Source organism: Geodermatophilus aquaeductus, from assembly GCF_900182545.1.
In the GTDB taxonomy this organism is placed as follows: Bacteria; Actinomycetota; Actinomycetes; order Mycobacteriales; family Geodermatophilaceae; genus Geodermatophilus; species Geodermatophilus aquaeductus.
This window is the reverse complement of the sequence record NZ_FXTJ01000003.1, coordinates 425,399-441,641: the sequence shown is the minus strand read 5'-3', so window position 1 is coordinate 441,641 and position 16,243 is coordinate 425,399. Positions and strand designations below refer to the sequence as shown.

Annotated in this window: 15 protein-coding genes and 1 riboswitch; of the genes, 13 read left to right on the top strand and 2 right to left on the bottom strand. The window is 75.3% G+C overall.

The window, feature by feature from the left end; translation table 11 throughout:
- Positions 1-32: 32 nt before the first annotated feature.
- The gene (locus FN207_RS10995) at positions 33-1,169 is read right to left on the bottom strand and encodes an SMP-30/gluconolactonase/LRE family protein (RefSeq protein WP_221888137.1); all 1,137 of its coding nucleotides are present in this window, start codon (positions 1,167-1,169) and stop codon (positions 33-35) included.
- 165 nt (positions 1,170-1,334) lie between these two features.
- Between FN207_RS10995 and FN207_RS10985 the strand changes: the two genes are divergently transcribed.
- Together FN207_RS10985 and FN207_RS10980 are read left to right on the top strand one after the other, a co-directional pair.
- Positions 1,335-2,192, top strand: coding sequence for an alpha/beta fold hydrolase (locus tag FN207_RS10985; protein WP_221888136.1), 858 nt, complete (start codon positions 1,335-1,337; stop codon positions 2,190-2,192).
- A gap of 9 nt (positions 2,193-2,201) precedes the next feature.
- A complete protein-coding gene (locus FN207_RS10980) occupies positions 2,202-2,828 on the top strand; it encodes a hypothetical protein (RefSeq protein ID WP_142458511.1) in 627 nt (208 codons plus the stop codon).
- A gap of 3 nt (positions 2,829-2,831) precedes the next feature.
- Here FN207_RS10980 and FN207_RS10975 read toward each other — a convergent pair whose 3' ends face one another.
- Entirely contained in the window at positions 2,832-4,283 is a 1,452-nt protein-coding gene (locus FN207_RS10975; RefSeq protein WP_142458510.1) for an amino acid permease, read from the bottom strand.
- Between the two features lie 130 nt (positions 4,284-4,413).
- On the opposite strand from FN207_RS10975, the gene FN207_RS10970 reads away from it, so the two are divergent.
- The 11 genes from FN207_RS10970 to FN207_RS10925 all read left to right on the top strand — a co-directional run bounded on the left by FN207_RS10970 (position 4,414) and on the right by FN207_RS10925 (position 16,241).
- Positions 4,414-4,896: a phospholipase effector Tle1 domain-containing protein gene (locus FN207_RS10970; RefSeq protein WP_142458509.1), complete on the top strand. Its 483-nt coding sequence runs from the start codon at positions 4,414-4,416 to the stop codon at positions 4,894-4,896.
- A gap of 15 nt (positions 4,897-4,911) precedes the next feature.
- Positions 4,912-5,024, top strand: a riboswitch (SAM riboswitch).
- A 36-nt stretch (positions 5,025-5,060) separates the two neighbouring features.
- Positions 5,061-5,165, top strand: coding sequence for a putative leader peptide (locus tag FN207_RS27470; RefSeq protein WP_342778728.1), 105 nt, complete (start codon positions 5,061-5,063; stop codon positions 5,163-5,165).
- Between the two features lie 159 nt (positions 5,166-5,324).
- Positions 5,325-6,953 carry an ABC transporter substrate-binding protein gene (locus FN207_RS10965; protein ID WP_142458508.1) on the top strand — a complete coding sequence of 543 codons (1,629 nt, stop codon included), beginning with the start codon at positions 5,325-5,327 and terminating at the stop codon, positions 6,951-6,953.
- Positions 6,953-7,924, top strand: a complete 972-nt coding sequence (locus tag FN207_RS10960) for an ABC transporter permease (protein ID WP_142458507.1) — start codon at positions 6,953-6,955, stop codon at positions 7,922-7,924. Before FN207_RS10965 ends, FN207_RS10960 begins: the two co-directional genes overlap by 1 nt.
- Positions 7,921-8,835, top strand: a complete 915-nt coding sequence (locus FN207_RS10955; protein WP_142458506.1) for an ABC transporter permease — start codon at positions 7,921-7,923, stop codon at positions 8,833-8,835. Before FN207_RS10960 ends, FN207_RS10955 begins: the two co-directional genes overlap by 4 nt.
- Positions 8,832-10,469: a dipeptide ABC transporter ATP-binding protein gene (locus FN207_RS10950; RefSeq protein ID WP_142458505.1), complete on the top strand. Its 1,638-nt coding sequence runs from the start codon at positions 8,832-8,834 to the stop codon at positions 10,467-10,469. Before FN207_RS10955 ends, FN207_RS10950 begins: the two co-directional genes overlap by 4 nt.
- Positions 10,466-11,314, top strand: a complete 849-nt coding sequence (locus FN207_RS10945) for a DUF1684 domain-containing protein (RefSeq protein WP_142458504.1) — start codon at positions 10,466-10,468, stop codon at positions 11,312-11,314. Before FN207_RS10950 ends, FN207_RS10945 begins: the two co-directional genes overlap by 4 nt.
- Positions 11,307-12,530: an LLM class flavin-dependent oxidoreductase gene (locus tag FN207_RS10940; protein WP_142458503.1), complete on the top strand. Its 1,224-nt coding sequence runs from the start codon at positions 11,307-11,309 to the stop codon at positions 12,528-12,530. The genes FN207_RS10945 and FN207_RS10940 overlap by 8 nt, the downstream gene beginning before the upstream one ends.
- The gene (locus FN207_RS10935) at positions 12,530-13,876 is read left to right on the top strand and encodes an NtaA/DmoA family FMN-dependent monooxygenase (RefSeq protein ID WP_142458502.1); all 1,347 of its coding nucleotides are present in this window, start codon (positions 12,530-12,532) and stop codon (positions 13,874-13,876) included. The genes FN207_RS10940 and FN207_RS10935 overlap by 1 nt, the downstream gene beginning before the upstream one ends.
- Positions 13,873-15,762, top strand: a complete 1,890-nt coding sequence (locus FN207_RS10930) for an FAD/NAD(P)-binding protein (RefSeq protein ID WP_142458501.1) — start codon at positions 13,873-13,875, stop codon at positions 15,760-15,762. The genes FN207_RS10935 and FN207_RS10930 overlap by 4 nt, the downstream gene beginning before the upstream one ends.
- Positions 15,762-16,241 carry a flavin reductase family protein gene (locus FN207_RS10925; protein ID WP_142458500.1) on the top strand — a complete coding sequence of 160 codons (480 nt, stop codon included), beginning with the start codon at positions 15,762-15,764 and terminating at the stop codon, positions 16,239-16,241. Before FN207_RS10930 ends, FN207_RS10925 begins: the two co-directional genes overlap by 1 nt.
- Positions 16,242-16,243 lie beyond the last annotated feature (2 nt).

Genomic DNA, 16,243 nt, shown 5'->3' with positions numbered 1-16,243 from the left:
GTCCCCCTTCGGCCCCGCTGGTCCGGTCCGGGTCAGTCGTGGACGAGCACGACCTCGTACTCGTCGGCGGTCGGCGGGATGCCGGTGTCGAACTTCGCGTTCACGACGGCGAGCCGGCCCTCGTACCGGATCGCGGTCGTGGGGACCTGGAAGAGGTCGCTGGTGATGACCTCCTCGACCCGTCCCGCCGTCAGGTCGGCGCTCAGCCGCACCTCGGTCACCCGGTCGCTGTTCTGCACCGCCCAGAGCCGGTCGTGGTCCAGCACGATCCCGTCGACCTCCGGCACGCTGACCCCGGCGATCACCGCGCTGTCGCCCGTCTCCGGGTCCACCGTGTACAGCTCGCCCTGTGCCCCGTTGGCGACGACGAGCGTCTCGCCGTGCCGGGCGGCCGCGATGCCGTTCAGGTTGAAGAGGCCGCTCGTGTCGGCTGCCGGTCCGTGCAGCGTCAGCGTGCGGAACTCGCCCGGGATCCCGTCGCAGTCGATCGGCACGAAGTAGAGGACGCCGCGGCGGCTGTCGGTGAACCACGCGCCTGCCCACGTGAGCGCGACGTCGTTGACCAGCGTGGTGGGGGGGTCCGCGTCGGGTGGGGACGGCGGCGCGAACTGGTACGTGGCGACGGTGTCGCCGGAGGAGAGGTCGTAGACGTACGCCTGCCCGGTGAACCCCCCGGCCACGACGAGGAGGTCGCGTCGGGTGTCGGCCGCCATGCCGAGGGCCAGGCGCCCGTCCGGCGCGTCGATGAACAGCTCGGCGGTCCCCGCCTCCAGGTCCCCCCGGAAGACGTCCCCGAGGAACAGGTCGCCCGCGTAGAACGTGCTGCCCTCTCCCCGGGCGATGCCCTCGGCCGAGGAGGCGCCCGGCAGGACGATGACCTCCGGCGACGCCGTGACCTCCGGCGACGCCGTGACCTCCGGCGACGCCGTGACCTCCGGCGACGCCGTGACCTCCGGCGACGCCGTGACCTCCGGCGACGCCGTGACCTCCGGCGACGCCGTGACCTCCGGCGACGCCGTGACCTCCGGCGACGCCGTGACCTCCGGCGTCGGCGCCCCGGCCTCCGGCGATGCCGCGGCGGGCGGGACGGTCGTGAGCACCAGGCAGGCCGTGCTCGCGAGGAGCACCGCCGACCGGCGGGAGTGGGTGCTGCGCGTGGTCGACGGCATCGCTGCCTCCGGTCGGTGCTGCCGCACCCGTCGGACGGGGCGGTCGTCGGCTGCTCGCCCCGCCGACTGTGGTCCGCGGGAGGCGCGCGGGGACAGGGACTTACGCCCTCCGTCGCGGCTGCGCGAGGATCGCGCCGCTCCGGGAGACCACCGAGGAGGAACGCCGTGACCGATGCCGCGCCGCCGACCACCGGGTACGCCCCGGTGAACGGGCTGCAGATGTACTTCGAGGTGCACGGCCCGGAGGGAGGCGGGACGCCGGTCCTCCTGCTGCACGGGGCCTACATGTCGGCCGGCGACCTCGCGCCGCTGGTGTCGGTGCTGGCCGCCACCCGGCAGGTCGTCGTCCCGGACCTGCAGGCCCACGGCCGGACCGCCGACGTCGACCGGCCGCTCACCTACGAGGGCATGGCCGACGACGCCGCGGGCCTGCTCACGCACCTCGGCCTGGGCAGCGCCGACGTCGTGGGCTACAGCATGGGCGGCGCGGCGGCGCTGCAGGTGGCCGTCCGCCACCCCGACGTCGTCCGCCGGCTCGTGGTCGTCTCCGCCACGCACTCGAGCACCGGCATGCAGCCGGAGCTCGCCGAGATGGTCCCCGGCATCACGCCCGAGATGTTCGCCGGCACCCCGATGGAGGCCGCCTACCAGGCACTGGCCCCCGACCCCGCGCACTTCCCGGTCCTGGTGGAGAAGCTCAAGACCCTCGACGAGACCCCCTTCGACTGGCCGGCCGAGGACATCCGCGGGATCGCCGCACCGGCCATGGTCGTCGCCGGCGACGCCGACGCCGTCCGCGCCGAGCACGCCGTCGAGCTCTTCCGCCTCCTCGGCGGCGGCCGGATGGGCGACCTGGCCGGCCTGTCCAGGGCGCGCCTGGCGATCCTGCCGGGGTCCACGCACTACATGCCCCCGGGCAGCGGCGTGCTGGACCGGCTCGGCTGGCTGCTGCCGATGGTGCTCGAGTTCCTCGACGCGCCGTCGGTGGAGACCGAGGGCGTCACCGGGGGAGGGGCCGGGTAGCGCGACGGCATGGACCTGCTCGCCCTGCCCCGTGCCGTGACGGCGTCCGCGCTCGCCCTGGGGACGGCGGTGCGCGGCGCGCGGGTGTTCCACCCCCGCGGGCAGGCGTCGGCGGGCACGGTGGAGGCCGACGGCGGCGGCAGCTGGGGTGCACGGCTCCTCGACGAGGCGGGGCGGCACGACGTCGTCGTCCGGATCTCCCGCGGGGTCGGGCTGCCCGAGCCGCTGCCCGACGTCGTCGGCCTCGCCGTCCGGTTCCCCGGGCTGGGGAGGGGCGGGGGACCGCTGGACCTGCTGGTCAACACCTCCGGCGGCCCGCCCGGCCTGCGCCACCTCTTCCTGCCCGCGCCGCTCGGACGGACCTTCTCCTCCGTGCTGCCCCACCGCACCGGCAGCGGCCGCACGGTCATGCTCGGCGCGCGCGAGGACGGCGACGGCTGGGAGCTGCTCGCGGCGCGGGTCACCGGCGGCTGGACGCGGTGGGGACGGCTGTCCCTCGGCGCGGCCCTGCCGGACGCGGAGTCCGAGGAGCTGCGGTTCCTCCCCACCCTCGGTGCCGACGACCTGCGGCCGGTCGCGCTGTTCCGCGCCGTCCGCGACCTCTCCTACCGCGAGAGCCAGGCGCTGCGCCCCTGAGGCTCAGGCGCCCGGCTGCCGCACGCGGTGGTTCGGGCTGTCCGGGTTGAGCAGCGAGTGCTTGCGCCCGTAGGCGAAGTAGATGACCAGCCCGATGAGCAGCCAGACCGCGAAGCGGGCCCACGTCTCCCACGGCAACTGCCAGATCAGGAACAGCGACGCCAGGACCCCGAACGCGGGCACCACGGGCATGAGGGGCAGCCGGAAGGAGCGGGGCGTGTCCGGCCGGGTGTAGCGGAACAGGATGACGGCGACGCAGACGACGATGAACGCCGACAGGATCCCGATGTTGGTCAGGTCGGCGACGGCGCGGATGGGGAAGACGCCGGCGAGCACGGCCGACCCGACGCCGGCGATCCACGTCACCCGCTGCGGCGTGCCGCTGCTGTCGACCTTCGCGAACCACGGGGGCAGCAGCCCGTCGCGGCTCATCGAGAACCACACGCGGGTGACGCCGAGGAGGAACGTCAGCATCACGGTGAGGATCGACAGCACGGCGAAGACGGAGATGATGCTGGCGACCACCGACAGGCCCTGGCTCTCGAAGGCCGAGGCGAAGCCGGCGGTGGGGTCGATGTCCCGGTAGTCCTGCATCCCGGTGAGCACCAGCGTGGCGGCGACGTAGAGCAGCATCGCGATGACCAGCGACAGGATGATCGCCTTCGGCATGTGCTTCTTGCCGTCCTCGGCCTCCTCGGCCGCCGTGCTCATCGCGTCGTAGCCGAAGACGGCGAAGAAGACCGTGGCGGCGCCGGTGAGCACCGGGCCGAAGCCCGACGGCAGGAACGGGTCGTAGTTCCCGGCCTCGATGTAGAAGACACCGAGGCCGATGATGGCGAGGATCAGCAGGATCTTGATGCCGACGGCGATGAGCTCGAACCGGCCGAAGGTCTTCGTGCCGCGGCTGAGGATGAACGTGACCAGCAGGCAGATGAGGACGGCGGGGATGTTCACGACGCCGCCCTCCTCGGCCGACGCGGTGAGCGACGTCGGCAGGGTCAGCCCGAGGTTGTCCAGCAGCTCCCCGAGGTAGCCGGAGATGCCGATCGCCACGACGGCGACGATGGCGATGTACTCCAGGAGCAGGTCCCAGCCGATGAACCACCCGACGATCTCGCCGAGGGCCACGTAGCCGTAGGTGTAGGCCGACCCCGCCCGCGGGATCATGCCGGCGAACTCGGCGTAGGACAGCGCGGCCGCCGCCGACGCGAGGCCGGCGATGAGGAACGCGATGAGCACGGCGGGGCCGACGCCCTCGTTGTCGGCGTCGCCGGCGGCCACGAGGCCCGCCAGCGAGAAGATCCCGACGCCGATGATGCCGCCGACGCCGATCGCGGTCAGCTGCCACAGCCCGAGGCTCTTGGCCAGCCGGCCGCCGGCGTTGCGCTCCTCTTCGTCCTCCATCTGCTCGACCGGCATGCGCCGCCAGATGGAGTTCCGGGTCGGAGTGCTCATGGGCGTCCCCTCGTCTCGGCCCCGTGGGGGACGAGGGTGCTCGCCCTCCCGGGACTCGGCAAAGCGGGGGCGCCGGGCGGGGCCGTGTCGCCCGCGGCGCGGGGGAGCACCGTGACCCGCGGGAGGTGCCATGCCGAAGCGACTGGTCATCCGCTGCGACGGCACCTGGAACACCCCCGACCAGACGGCCGAGGGCTGGCCCTGCCCGACCAACGTCACCAAGGTCGCGCTGGAGATCGCGCCGGCCGGCGAGGACGGGATGCGGCAGTGCGTCTACTACCTGCGCGGCATCGGCACCGCCCGCGGTGAGCGGTTCCGCGAGGGCGCCTTCGTCGTCGGCCTGTCCCGCGCCGTCAAGGACGCCTACCGCACGATCGTCGAGAAGGCTCCTCCCGCGGTACCGCCGGCCGATCGGCACGAGCCACCCGCGCACCGAGAGCCTCGCCTCGAGCACCGTCCAGCGGTACCGCAGCGACTGGGCGTACCGGCCGGGCACGGTCGCCGCGCACCTGGCCCGCGGCGGTCGCTGCACCGAGGTGGGCACCGGCCGCGGGTGAGGACCGACACAAAGCGCATCAAGTCGGTCGGGATTGACGGGATTGCTCCGGGCTGACTAACGTCCCTCCTCGGCATCGAGTGTCAGCGACAAGCCCTGGCTTGCTGACCGGCAACCCTCCTCCCGCGGTGGGGTGCTCCAGGTGACGGCCCGGCGAGGCGAACCCGCCTTCGCAAGCGTGGTACCCCGGCGACGAGCCGGGCAGCAGCAGGAGGACGCACGTGCACGAGAGCCGGGTCGCCCGTCCGGGCCACCGCTCCCTCCTCACCAGCCGCCGGCACATCGACCTGCAGCTGGTCACCAGCGCGCTCTGTCCCGCCGCCTAGTCCCTCCCGGGCCGTAGCCGGCCCACCTCCCGCACCGCCGTCCGGTGCCGCTCCTCCTCGAGCGGCGCCCGTCCGGCGTGCCCCGTCCTGCCCCCACCCGAGCCTGCCCCCACCTGAGCCGTGGCACCGCCACGCCCGCCCGTTGGAGACCCCGGACCCGTGAGCCCCACCGCCCGTCCCCGACCCGCCGTCCCCGCCCGTGCCGCGGCGGTCCTGGCCACCGCCGCCCTCCTGCTCACCGCCTGCGGCGGGGGTGCCGGCGGCGGTGCCGACGCCGCTGCCGGCGGCGAGCCGCAGTCCGGCGGGACGCTGACCTTCGCCGTCGGCTCGGATGCCGGCTGCGTCGACCCGCAGCAGGTCGGCAGCAACGACACGATCTACTCGGTCCGTCAGCTGGTCGACTCGCTGACCGACCAGGACCCCGAGACCGGCGAGATCGTGCCGTGGCTGGCCGAGAGCTGGGAGGTCAGCGAGGACGCCACCAGCTTCACCTTCCACCTGCGGCCGGGCGTCACCTTCAGCGACGGCACCCCACTCACCGCCCAGGTGGTCGAGGACAACCTCGACGCGATCCCCGACCTGGGCCCGCTCGCCGGCCTGGCCCGCGGCTACCTCGTCGGCTACACGGGGACGAGGGTCGTCGACGAGCTCACCGCCCAGGTCACCTTCGGCGCCCCGAACGTGCAGTTCCTCCAGGCGACGTCGACCCACTCGCTCGGCCTGGTCTCCTCCGCCAGCGCGGCGCTGCCGCCCGAGCAGCGCTGCTCCGAGGGCGTCGCCGGCTCCGGCCCGTTCACGCTCGGCGAGTACGTGCAGAACCAGTCGATCACCCTCGAGCGGCGCGACGGCTACGACTGGGGCTCCTCGCTGTGGGACAAGGACGGCGAGGCCCACCTCGACCGGGTCGTGTTCCAGATCGTCCCGGAGGCCGGCGTCCGCACCGGCAGCCTGCAGTCGGGCCAGGTGGACGCCATCGGCAGCGTCGCGCAGGCCGACGAGGCGGCGCTGGAGGGCGCCGGCATCCAGCTGAAGGCCCGCGCCAACCCGGGCGTCGTCTTCAACATCGGCCTGAACAACTCGCTGCCGCTGCTGCAGGACCCGCAGGTGCGCCAGGCGCTGTCCCTCGCGATCGACCGGCAGGAGATCGTCGACGCCGTCTTCCCGAGCGGCACCGAGCCCGCCACCAGCCCGCTGGCGCACACCACGCCCGGTTACCGCGACCTCTCCGACGAGCTGGCCACCGACCCCGACCGGGCGGCCGAGCTGCTCGACGCCGCCGGCTGGACGCCCGGCGCCGACGGCATCCGCGAGAAGGACGGCACCCGGCTGGCCCTCGAGGTGGTGTGGGCGCCGGTGGCGGCCACCAACCGGCCGGCGCTGGAGCTGGTGCAGCAGCAGCTGCGCGCGGTCGGCGTCGAGCTGACCCTGCGCGAGCAGCCGATCGCGCAGCTGCTGCCGCAGCTGCAGAGCGGGGAGTTCCAGGCCGCCTGGGGCAACGTCACCCGCGCCGACGCCGACATCCTGCGCAGCCAGTTCTCCACGGCCCTGACCAACGTCTACCGGGTGCCCGCCGGCGAGCTCGACGGCGTGCTGCAGGAGCAGGCGGCGACGGTCGACGAGGCGCAGCGCGAGGAGCTGATCGGGCAGGCGCAGCAGCTGCTGGTCGACAACGACTTCCTGATCCCGGTGGTCGAGCTGCAGACGACCCTCGGCGTCGCGCCAGCCGTGCACGACCTGGAGTTCGACGCCTCCAGCCGCCTGCAGCTGCACGACACCTGGAAGTCCTGATGGGGGGTTCCGCGACCGGGCGCTACGTCCTCCGCCGGCTGGCGCAGGCCGTCGTCGTCCTCTGGGCGGCCTACACCGTCTCCTTCCTGGTGCTCGACGCGTTGCCGGGTGACCCGGTGACGGCGATGGCGAGCGCCGGCATGGACTCCGGGGCGGTCGACCAGGAGCAGCTGGACCAGCTGCGGGCCGAGTACGGCTACGACGACCCGATGCTGGTCCGCTACCTGGACCACCTGGGGTCGGCCGCCACGGGGGACCTCGGCGACTCGGTGGCCACCGGCCGCCCGGTGGTCGACACGATCGCCCAGGCGCTGCCCCCGACGCTGCAGCTGGCCGGTGCGGCGCTCGCGCTCGCCGTCCTTCTCGGCGGGGGGCTGGCGCTGGTGGCCACCTACAGCCGCCGCCGCTGGCTGCGGCAGGTGCTCCTGTCGCTGCCCGGCCTCGGGGTCTCGGTGCCGACGTTCTGGGTCGGCCTGGTGCTCGTGCAGGTCCTGTCCTTCCAGCTGCGGCTGTTCCCGGCGTTCGGCAACTCCGGACCCTCCAGCCTGGTGCTGCCGGCGGTGACCCTCGCGATCCCGACCGGCGCGCTGGTCGCGCAGGTGCTGGCCAAGAGCCTGCTGACGGCGCTGGACGAGCCCTACGTGCAGACGGCGCGGGCCAAGGGCGCCGGGCGGGCGCGGGTGCACCTGTCGCACGCGCTGCGCAACGCCTCGCTGCCGGCGCTGACGGTGGTGGGCCTGCTGGCCGGGCAGCTGCTGGCCAACTCCGTCGTCGTCGAGACGGTGTTCTCCCGCGACGGCCTGGGCCGGGTCACCGCCGGCGCCGTGGGCTCGCAGGACCTGCCGCTCGTGCAGGGCGTCGTGGTGCTCGGCGCGCTGGTGTTCGTGCTGGTCAACCTCGCCGTCGACCTGGTCTACCCGTTGCTCGACCGGCGCATCGTCGTCGCCGGCGGGAGGAGGAGCCTCGCATGACCGACGTCCTGGTCCCGGGCCTGCCGGCCACCCTGGTCGAGGCGCCCCTGCCCGCCGCCGCCCCGGCGGCCGCGCGGCGCACGACGCCGCGGCGGCTCGGGCGCTTCCTCGTCCGCCGCCCCGGGCTGGTCCTGTCGGTGGTGCTCGTCCTGCTGGTCGTGGTGGCCGCCTTCGCGCCCGGGCTGTTCACCGCCCAGGACCCGCTGGTCGGCGAGCCCGCGGACAACTTCGCCGCCCCGGGCGCCGCGCACTGGTTCGGCACCGACGAGCTCGGCCGCGACGTGTTCTCCCGCGTCGTCCACGGGGCGGCGCTGTCGCTCAAGGCCACGCTCGTGGCGGTGGGGGTCGCCTTCGTCGTCGGTGGGCTGCTCGGCCTGGTGGCCGGGTTCGTCGGCCGGTGGGTCGAGGACCTGATCATGCGGGTGGTCGACGTGCTGCTGTCGATCCCGGCGCTGTTCCTCTCCCTGGCCCTGGTCACCGCGCTCGGCTACGGCACCGTCGAGGTCGCCGTGGCGGTCGGGGTCGCCAGCGTGGCCGGCTTCGCCCGTGTCATGCGCGCGGAGGTGCTGCGCGTGCGCACCGCCGTCTACGTGGAGGCGGCCCGGTCCTCGGGTGTGCGCTGGTACGGCGTCCTGGCCCGGCACGTGCTGCCCAACGCGCTCGGCCCCGTGCTGGTGCTCGCCACCCTGGAGCTGGCCACCGCGGTCCTGGCGGTGTCCTCGCTGAGCTTCCTCGGCTACGGCGCGGCCCCACCGGCGCCGGAGTGGGGCAACCTCATCTCCGCCGGGCGCAACTACCTCGGCAACGCCTGGTGGCTGACCACGCTGCCCGGCCTGGTGCTGGCCGGCACGGTGCTCGCGATCAACCGGATCGCGCGGGCGCTCGACGGCGAGTGGGCGGCCGCCCGATGAGCGCGCCGCTGCTGTCCATCCGGGACCTGTCGGTCTCCTACACCACCCGCACCGGCCCGGTGCCGGCCGTGCGCGGGGTCGACCTCGACGTCGCGCCGGGCGAGGTGGTCGCGCTGGTCGGCGAGTCCGGCTCGGGCAAGAGCACCACCGCGCACGCCGTCGTCGGGCTGCTGCCGCGCGGCGGGCGGGTCGACGGCGGGGAGATCCGCTTCGGCGCGCACGACCTGGCCACCGCGGGCGACCGCGAGCTGCGGGCCGTCCGCGGCGCCCGGATCGGCCTGGTGCCGCAGGACCCCACCGTCTCCCTCAACCCGACGAAGCGGATCGGCGCGCAGGTGGCCGAGGTGCTGCGGGTGCACGGCCTGGCCGGCCGCCGGGAGGCCGCGGCCCGGGTGGTCGAGCTGCTGGAGCGGGCCGGGCTGTCCGACCCCGCGGTGCGGGCCCGGCAGTACCCGCACGAGCTCTCCGGCGGCATGCGCCAGCGGGTGCTGATCGCGATCGCCATCGCGGCCGGCCCGGAGCTGCTCATCGCCGACGAGCCGACCAGCGCGCTCGACGTCACCGTGCAGCGCCGCATCCTCGACCACCTGGACACGCTCACCCGCGAGCTCGGCACCGCCGTCCTCCTGGTCACCCACGACCTCGGCGTCGCCGCCGACCGGGCGCAGCGGATCGCCGTCATGTCCGGCGGGCGGATCGTCGAGGTCGGACCCACCGAGCAGGTGCTCTCCGACCCGCGTGACCCCTACACCCGCCGGCTGCTGGCGGCCGCGCCGAGCCTGGCGGTCGCCCGCCGGTCCCCGGCGGCCGTCGCCCCGGCACTGCGGGAGGCCGATCCGCTCGTCGAGGTCGAGGGGCTCGGGAAGGACTACCCGCTGCCGCGCGGCAGCGGCCCGCGGGTGCTGCACGCCGTCCGCGACGTCAGCTTCACCGTCGAGCGCGGCCGCACCCTCGCCCTGGTCGGCGAGTCCGGCTCGGGCAAGTCGACGACCGCGCGCATGGTGCTGCGGCTGACCGAGCCGACCACCGGGCGGATCCGTTTCGACGGCGAGGACGTCACGGCCGCCCGTGGCGCGGACCTGCGCCGGCTCCGGCGGCGGGCGCAGCTGGTCTACCAGAACCCCTACGCCTCGCTGGACCCCCGCTTCTCCATCGAGGAGGTCGTCACCGAGCCGCTGCGCGCGTTCGGCATCGGCGACCGCGCGAGCCGCGCGGCCCGCGCCCGGGAGCTGCTGGACCGGGTGTCGCTGCCGGCGACCGTGCTCGGCCGGCAGCCCGCCGAGCTCTCCGGCGGCCAGCGGCAGCGGGTGGCCATCGCCCGCGCCCTGGCGCTGTCCCCGGAGCTGGTGGTCTGCGACGAGCCGGTCTCGGCGCTCGACGTCTCCGTCCAGGCCCAGGTCCTCGAGCTGCTCGCCGAGCTCCAGGAAGACACCGGGGTGTCCTACCTGTTCATCTCCCACGACCTCGCCGTCGTCCGCCAGGTGGCGCACACCGTGGTCGTGATGCGCGGCGGGGAGGTCGTCGAGAGCGGCACCACCGAGGCGCTGTTCACCTCGCCCACCCACGACTACACGCGCGAACTGCTCGCCGCCATCCCCGGAGCCACCGCCCCCACCGCAGGAGGAACGCGATGACCGCCACCGTCCCCGACACCGACACCTTCGCCCGTGACTGGGCCGACTGGCACAACTCGAAGGAGGCGAACCTCGCCTCGCCGCACGGCTTCCTGTCGGTGACCGCGCTGGTCTGGCTGTCCGAGGAGCCCACCCGGGTCCCGGGCGCGCCCGGGCTGTGGTCCGACGGCGACCGCGGCGTCGTCGTCACCCTGGAGGCGGGCGAGGAGCTGCTCGTCGACGGCGCCCCGGTGCAGGGCGAGCACGTCTTCGGGCGGCTGGGCCTGCGCGAGAGCCTGAGCACCGTCGCCGGCGACACGGTGGTGGAGCTCGCCGAGCGCGGCGGCCGGCACGTGGTGCGGCTGCGCGACCCGCGCTCGCCGCTGCTCGCCTCCTACCCCGGCACACCCACCTACCCGGCCGACCCGCGCTGGGCGGTGCAGGGCCGGTTCGTGCCGTTCGACGCGCCGCGCCCCACGCCCGTCCCGGGCGCGTTCGAGGGCGTGCAGCACGTCTACGACGCGCCCGGCAGGGTCGAGTTCGAGCTCGCGGGCCGGCAGCTGTCCCTCACCGCCTTCCCGGGCCACGCGCCGGGCTCGCTGACGGTGCTGTTCTCCGACGAGACCTCCGGGACGACGACGTACGCCTTCCGCGCGCTGCAGCTCGGCCCGGCCGACGCCGACGGGCGCCTGACCGTCGACCTCAACCGCGCGGCCAACCTGCCGTGCGCCTACACCGACCTGGCCACCTGCCCGACTCCGCCCGCGGAGAACCGGCTGCCGCTGGCCGTCGAGGCCGGCGAGAAGACCCCGCTCGCCCGCGGCGCCGGCCGCCCGACCGGGAACGGGGCCGTCCTCGATGCCTGAGCCCCTCCACCCTGCCCACGTCCACCTCGCGGTGGCGCTGGACGGCGCCGGCTGGCACCCCGCCGCCTGGCGCGAGCCCGACGCCCGCCCCGCCGACCTGCTCACCGCCGGCTACTGGGTCGACCTCGTGCAGGAGGCCGAGCGCGGCCTGCTCGACCTGGTCACCCTCGAGGACGGCCTGTCGCTGCAGTCCGACGACCCGTGGACGCCCGACGAGCGCACCGACCGCGTCCGCGGCCGGCTCGACGCCGTCCAGGTCGCCGCGCGGGTCGCCCCGGTCACCCGCGGCATCGGGCTGGTGCCGACCGCGGTGGTCACGCACACCGAGCCGTTCCACCTGTCGAAAGCGCTGGCCACCCTCGACTACGTGAGCACCGGCCGCGCCGGCGTGCGGGTCAAGGTGAGCAGCAACCCCGCCGAGTACCGCCACGTCGGCCGGCGCGAGGCCCCCGTCCTCGACCGCGGCGACCTGCAGGCCCAGCAGGTCCGCGACCTGTTCGACGAGGCCGCCGACTGGGTCGAGGTGGTCCGCCGGCTCTGGGACAGCTGGGAGGACGACGCCGAGATCCGCGACGCCGCCACCGGCCGGTTCGTCGACCGCGAGAGGCTGCACCGCGTCGACTTCGCCGGCCGCTGGTTCTCGGTGAAGGGCCCCTCGATCACGCCGCGCCCGCCGCAGGGCCAGCCGCTGGTCACCGCGCTGGCGCACGCGACCGTGCCCTACGAGCTCGTGGCCCGCAGCGCCGACGTCGGCTTCGTGACCCCGCGGGACGCCGCCGACGCCGCCGGGATCGTCGGTGAGATCCGCGCCGCCCAGCAGGCCGCGGGCCGCGCCGGTGAGACCGTGCACGTCTTCGGCGACCTCGTCGTCGTGCTCGACGACGACCCGGCCGCCGCGGCCGCCCGGCTGCGCCGCCTCGACGACGTCGCCGGCGCGGAGTACCGCAGCGACGCCCGGGTGTTCACCGGCTCGGCGGCCCAGCTCGCCGACCTGCTCACCGAGTGGGCCGCCGCCGGGCTCACCGGCTTCCGGCTGCGCCCGGCCACGCTGCCGCACGACCTGGTGCAGGTCACCGGGCGGCTGGTGCCGGAGCTGCAGCGGCGCGGGCTGTTCCGCACCGCCTACGAGGCCGGCTCGCTGCGCGGCCTCCTCGGGCTGCCCCGCCCGGCCAACCGCTACGCCACAGCCCGGAACGACGCCGCAGGAGCCGCGTGATGCCCAAGCAGGTCCACCTCGCCGTCCACTTCCCGGGCGTCAACAACACCACCGTGTGGAGCGACCCGGAGGCCGGCAGCCAGATCGAGTTCTCCTCCTTCGCGCACGTCGCGCGGACCGCCGAGCGCGGGCTGTTCGACTTCTTCTTCCTCGCCGAGGGGCTGCGGCTGCGCGAGCACAAGGGGCAGATCCACGACCTCGACGTCGTCGGCCGGCCCGACACCTTCACCGTGCTCGCCGCGCTGGCCGCCGTCACCGACCGGCTCGGCCTCACCGGGACGATCAACTCGACGTTCAACGAGCCCTACGAGGTGGCCCGCCAGTTCGCCTCGCTCGACCACCTCTCGGCCGGGCGGGCGGCGTGGAACGTCGTCACCTCGTGGGACGCCTTCACCGGCGAGAACTTCCGCCGCGGCGGCTTCCTCGCCCAGGACCAGCGCTACGAGCGGGCGCGCACGTTCCTGCAGACGGTCATGGAGCTCGCCGACTCCTGGCGGGGCGACGAGATCGTCGCGGACAAGGAAACCGGCGTCTTCCTGCGCGACCCGCAGGCCGGCCGGTTCGCCCACACCGACGCGCACTTCGACGTCGCCGGCCGCTTCGACGTGCCGCGGAGCCCGCAGGGCCGGCCGGTGGTCTTCCAGGCCGGCGACTCCGACGAGGGTCGCGAGTTCGCCGCCTCCAGCGCCGACGCGATCTTCACCCGGCACGGCACCCGCGAGGCCGGGCAGGCCTTCTACGCCGACGTGAAGGGCCGGCTGGCCCGCTACGGCCGGGAGCGGGACTCCCTGCTCGTCCTCCCCGCCGCCACCTTCGTGCTCGGCGACACCGACGCCGAGGCCGCCGAGCTCGCCCACCACGTGCGGCTGCAGCAGACGTCGGGCGCGACCGCGCTGCAGTGGCTCGAGCAGCTGTGGAACCGCGACCTGTCGGCCTACGACCCCGACGGCCCGCTGCCGGAGATCGACCCGGTCGTGGGCGAGCCGACCGTGGCCCAGGGCCGGGCCAGCGCCCGGATGTTCACGGACCCGGTGGCGACGGCGAACGAGTGGCGGGCCCTCGCCGAGGCGAAGAAGCTCTCGATCCGCGAGCTGGTCATCGAGGTCACCGGCCGGCAGAACTTCGTGGGCAGCGCGGCCACGATCGCGGCGACGATCGACGACTTCGTGCAGGCCGGGGCCAGCGACGGCTTCATCCTCGTGCCGCACATCGTGCCGGGCGGGCTGGACCGCTTCGTCGACGAGGTCGTGCCGCTGCTGCAGGAGCGCGGCGTGCACCGCACCGAGTACGAAGGCGAGACGCTGCGCGACCACCTCGGGCTGCCGCCGCTGCGGACGGCGCCGTGACGGCGCTGTGCGTCGTCGGCGGCGGGCCCACCGCCGTCAGCGTGCTCGAGCGGCTGCTGGCCAACGCCCCGGAGCTCGCCGGGGACGAGCGGCTGCGGGTGCACCTGGTCGACCCGCACCCGCCAGGCGGCGGCCGGGTGTGGCGGGCTGGGCAGACCGCGCTGCTGTGGGCCAACTCGCTGGTCGCCGACGTGACGATCACGCCCGACCCGTCGGTCGTGGTCGAGGGTCCGGTCGAGGAGGGGACGACGCTCGCGGAGTGGATCGAGCGGGTCGGCCGCGCGCTGCCCGACGGTGACCCGGTGGGGGAGGAGGCGCGGCGGCTGACCCCGACGTCGTTCCCGTCGCGGCCGCTGGTCAACGCCTACCTGAGCTGGGTGCTCGACGGCGTGGTCGCGGCGCTGGCGCCCTTCGCCGACGTCGAGGTGCACGCCACCCGGGTCACCGACCTGCGCCGCACGCGCGAGGGCGTCGACGTCGTCCTGGCCGACGGGGGCGTGCTGCCGGTCGACACCGTGGTCCTCGCCCAGGGCCACCTCGAGGCCGGGCCGACCGCCGAGGAGCGGGCGCACACCGCCGCGGCCGAGCGCGCCGGCGTCCGCTACCTGCCCACCGGCTACACCGCCGACCTCGACCTGGGCGCGCTGGCGCCGGGGGAGGACGTGCTCGTGCGCGGCGCGGGGCTGGCGTTCGTCGACCTCGCCGTCCTGGTGACCGCCGGCCGCGGCGGCCGGTTCGTCCGCGACGACGGCGGGCGGCTGCGCTACGAGCCGTCGGGCGCCGAGCCGGTGCTGCACGTCGGGTCGCGCCGCGGCGTGCCCTACCGCAGCAAGCTCGGCTACACCTGGGCCGGGCCGCCGGTCCCGCTGCGGTTCCTCACCCCGGCGGCGGTCGACGCGGCGTTCGGCCCCACCCGCCGGCTGGACCTGCAGGCCGACCTCGGCCCGCTGCTGGCCCGTGAGCTGGCGTGGGCGCACTACACCGAGCTGTTCCGCGCCGCGCCGGAGCGCACCGCGCTGCCGTGGGCGGACTTCGCCGGGCGGTTCCTCGCCGCGGCCGGGCCGGAGGAGGAGCGGGCACTCGCCGCCGAGGCGGTGCCCGACCCCGCCGACCGCTTCGACCTCGCCGCCCTCGACCGCCCGCTGGCCGGCCGGTCGTTCGCCGACGCCGGGTCGCTGCAGGAGGCGGTCCGCGCGCACGTCCGCGCCGACCTCGCGCGGGCCACCGATCTCCGGCACAGCAGCGACGCCGCCGTCTTCGTCGCGCTGCTGCAGTCCTTCGGCGCCGTCGCGGCGCTGCTGGCCGCCGGCCGGCTGACCGCGCGGTCGCAGGCCGACCAGCTGCCCGGCTGGTTCATGAACCTGTTCAGCTACCTGGCCAGCGGCCCGCCCGGTCCCCGGCTGGAGGAGCTGCTCGCGCTGTCGGAGGCCGGCGTGCTGCGCTGGCTCGGCGCCGACGTGGAGGTCACCCTCGACGCCGACGCCGGGGTCTTCCGGGCCCGCTCGGCGAGCTGCCCGGGCGAGACGGTGGCGCGCACGCTCGTGGAGGCGCGGCTGCCGCGGCCCGACGTGGAGGCCAGCCGCGCCCCGCTGGTCACCGCGCTGCTCGGCCGCGGCGCGGCGCGCGAGCGGGTGCTGGCCGACGACACCGCGCCCGCCGGCGTGCGCCGCACCGGCCGGCTCGACGTCGACCCGGACAACCGCCTGGTCGACCGCCGCGGCGTCCCCGACCCGCACGTGTTCGCGCTCGGCGCCTGGACCGCCGGGCCGCAGGTGGCGGGGTTCTCGCGCCCGCGCACCAACGCGCCGCTGTTCCGGACCACCGACGCGCTGGCCCGCGCGGTGTGGCGGTCGCTGACCCCCGCGCTGGCCGCGGAGGTGGCCTGATGACGGCGGTCGCCGGTGCGTTCCGCGAGGTGATGGCCGGGGTGGCCACGCCGGTGTCGGTGGTGACGACGCTCGCCGGCGGGGCCCCGTACGGGACCACGGTCAGCGCGTTCGCGTCGCTGTCGATGGCGCCGCCGATGGTGCTGGTGTCGCTGGACCGCGGGTCGGGCCTGCTGGCGCGGCTGGCCGAGGGCGCGCCGTTCGGCCTCAACGTGCTCGCCGCCGCCCAGGCGGAGCTGGCGACACGCTTCGCCCGCCGCGGCGCCGACGGGTTCGCCGGCGTCGCGTGGGAGGTCGACCTCGGTGCCCCCCGGCTGGAAGGCAGCGCCGGCTGGGTGGCCTGCCGGGTCGCGCGGCTGGTCGACGGCGGGGACCACGTGGTCGTGCTCGGCGACGTCGTCGCCGCGAGCCTGCAGGACGCCGCGCCGCTGACCTACCACGCGCGGCGCTTCGGCACCCACGTCCCCGTGGACGCCTGAGG

Coding starts and splice junctions, on each gene's coding strand:
- FN207_RS10975 (WP_142458510.1), bottom strand. CDS start 4,283: ATGAGCACTCCGACCCGGAACTCCATCTGGCGGCGCATGCCGGTCGAG.
- FN207_RS10945 (WP_142458504.1), top strand. CDS start 10,466: ATGACCGCCACCGTCCCCGACACCGACACCTTCGCCCGTGACTGGGCC.
- FN207_RS10950 (WP_142458505.1), top strand. CDS start 8,832: ATGAGCGCGCCGCTGCTGTCCATCCGGGACCTGTCGGTCTCCTACACC.
- FN207_RS10935 (WP_142458502.1), top strand. CDS start 12,530: ATGCCCAAGCAGGTCCACCTCGCCGTCCACTTCCCGGGCGTCAACAAC.
- FN207_RS10925 (WP_142458500.1), top strand. CDS start 15,762: ATGACGGCGGTCGCCGGTGCGTTCCGCGAGGTGATGGCCGGGGTGGCC.
- FN207_RS10960 (WP_142458507.1), top strand. CDS start 6,953: ATGGGGGGTTCCGCGACCGGGCGCTACGTCCTCCGCCGGCTGGCGCAG.
- FN207_RS10995 (WP_221888137.1), bottom strand. CDS start 1,169: ATGCCGTCGACCACGCGCAGCACCCACTCCCGCCGGTCGGCGGTGCTC.
- FN207_RS10940 (WP_142458503.1), top strand. CDS start 11,307: ATGCCTGAGCCCCTCCACCCTGCCCACGTCCACCTCGCGGTGGCGCTG.
- FN207_RS10970 (WP_142458509.1), top strand. CDS start 4,414: ATGCCGAAGCGACTGGTCATCCGCTGCGACGGCACCTGGAACACCCCC.
- FN207_RS10980 (WP_142458511.1), top strand. CDS start 2,202: ATGGACCTGCTCGCCCTGCCCCGTGCCGTGACGGCGTCCGCGCTCGCC.
- FN207_RS10955 (WP_142458506.1), top strand. CDS start 7,921: ATGACCGACGTCCTGGTCCCGGGCCTGCCGGCCACCCTGGTCGAGGCG.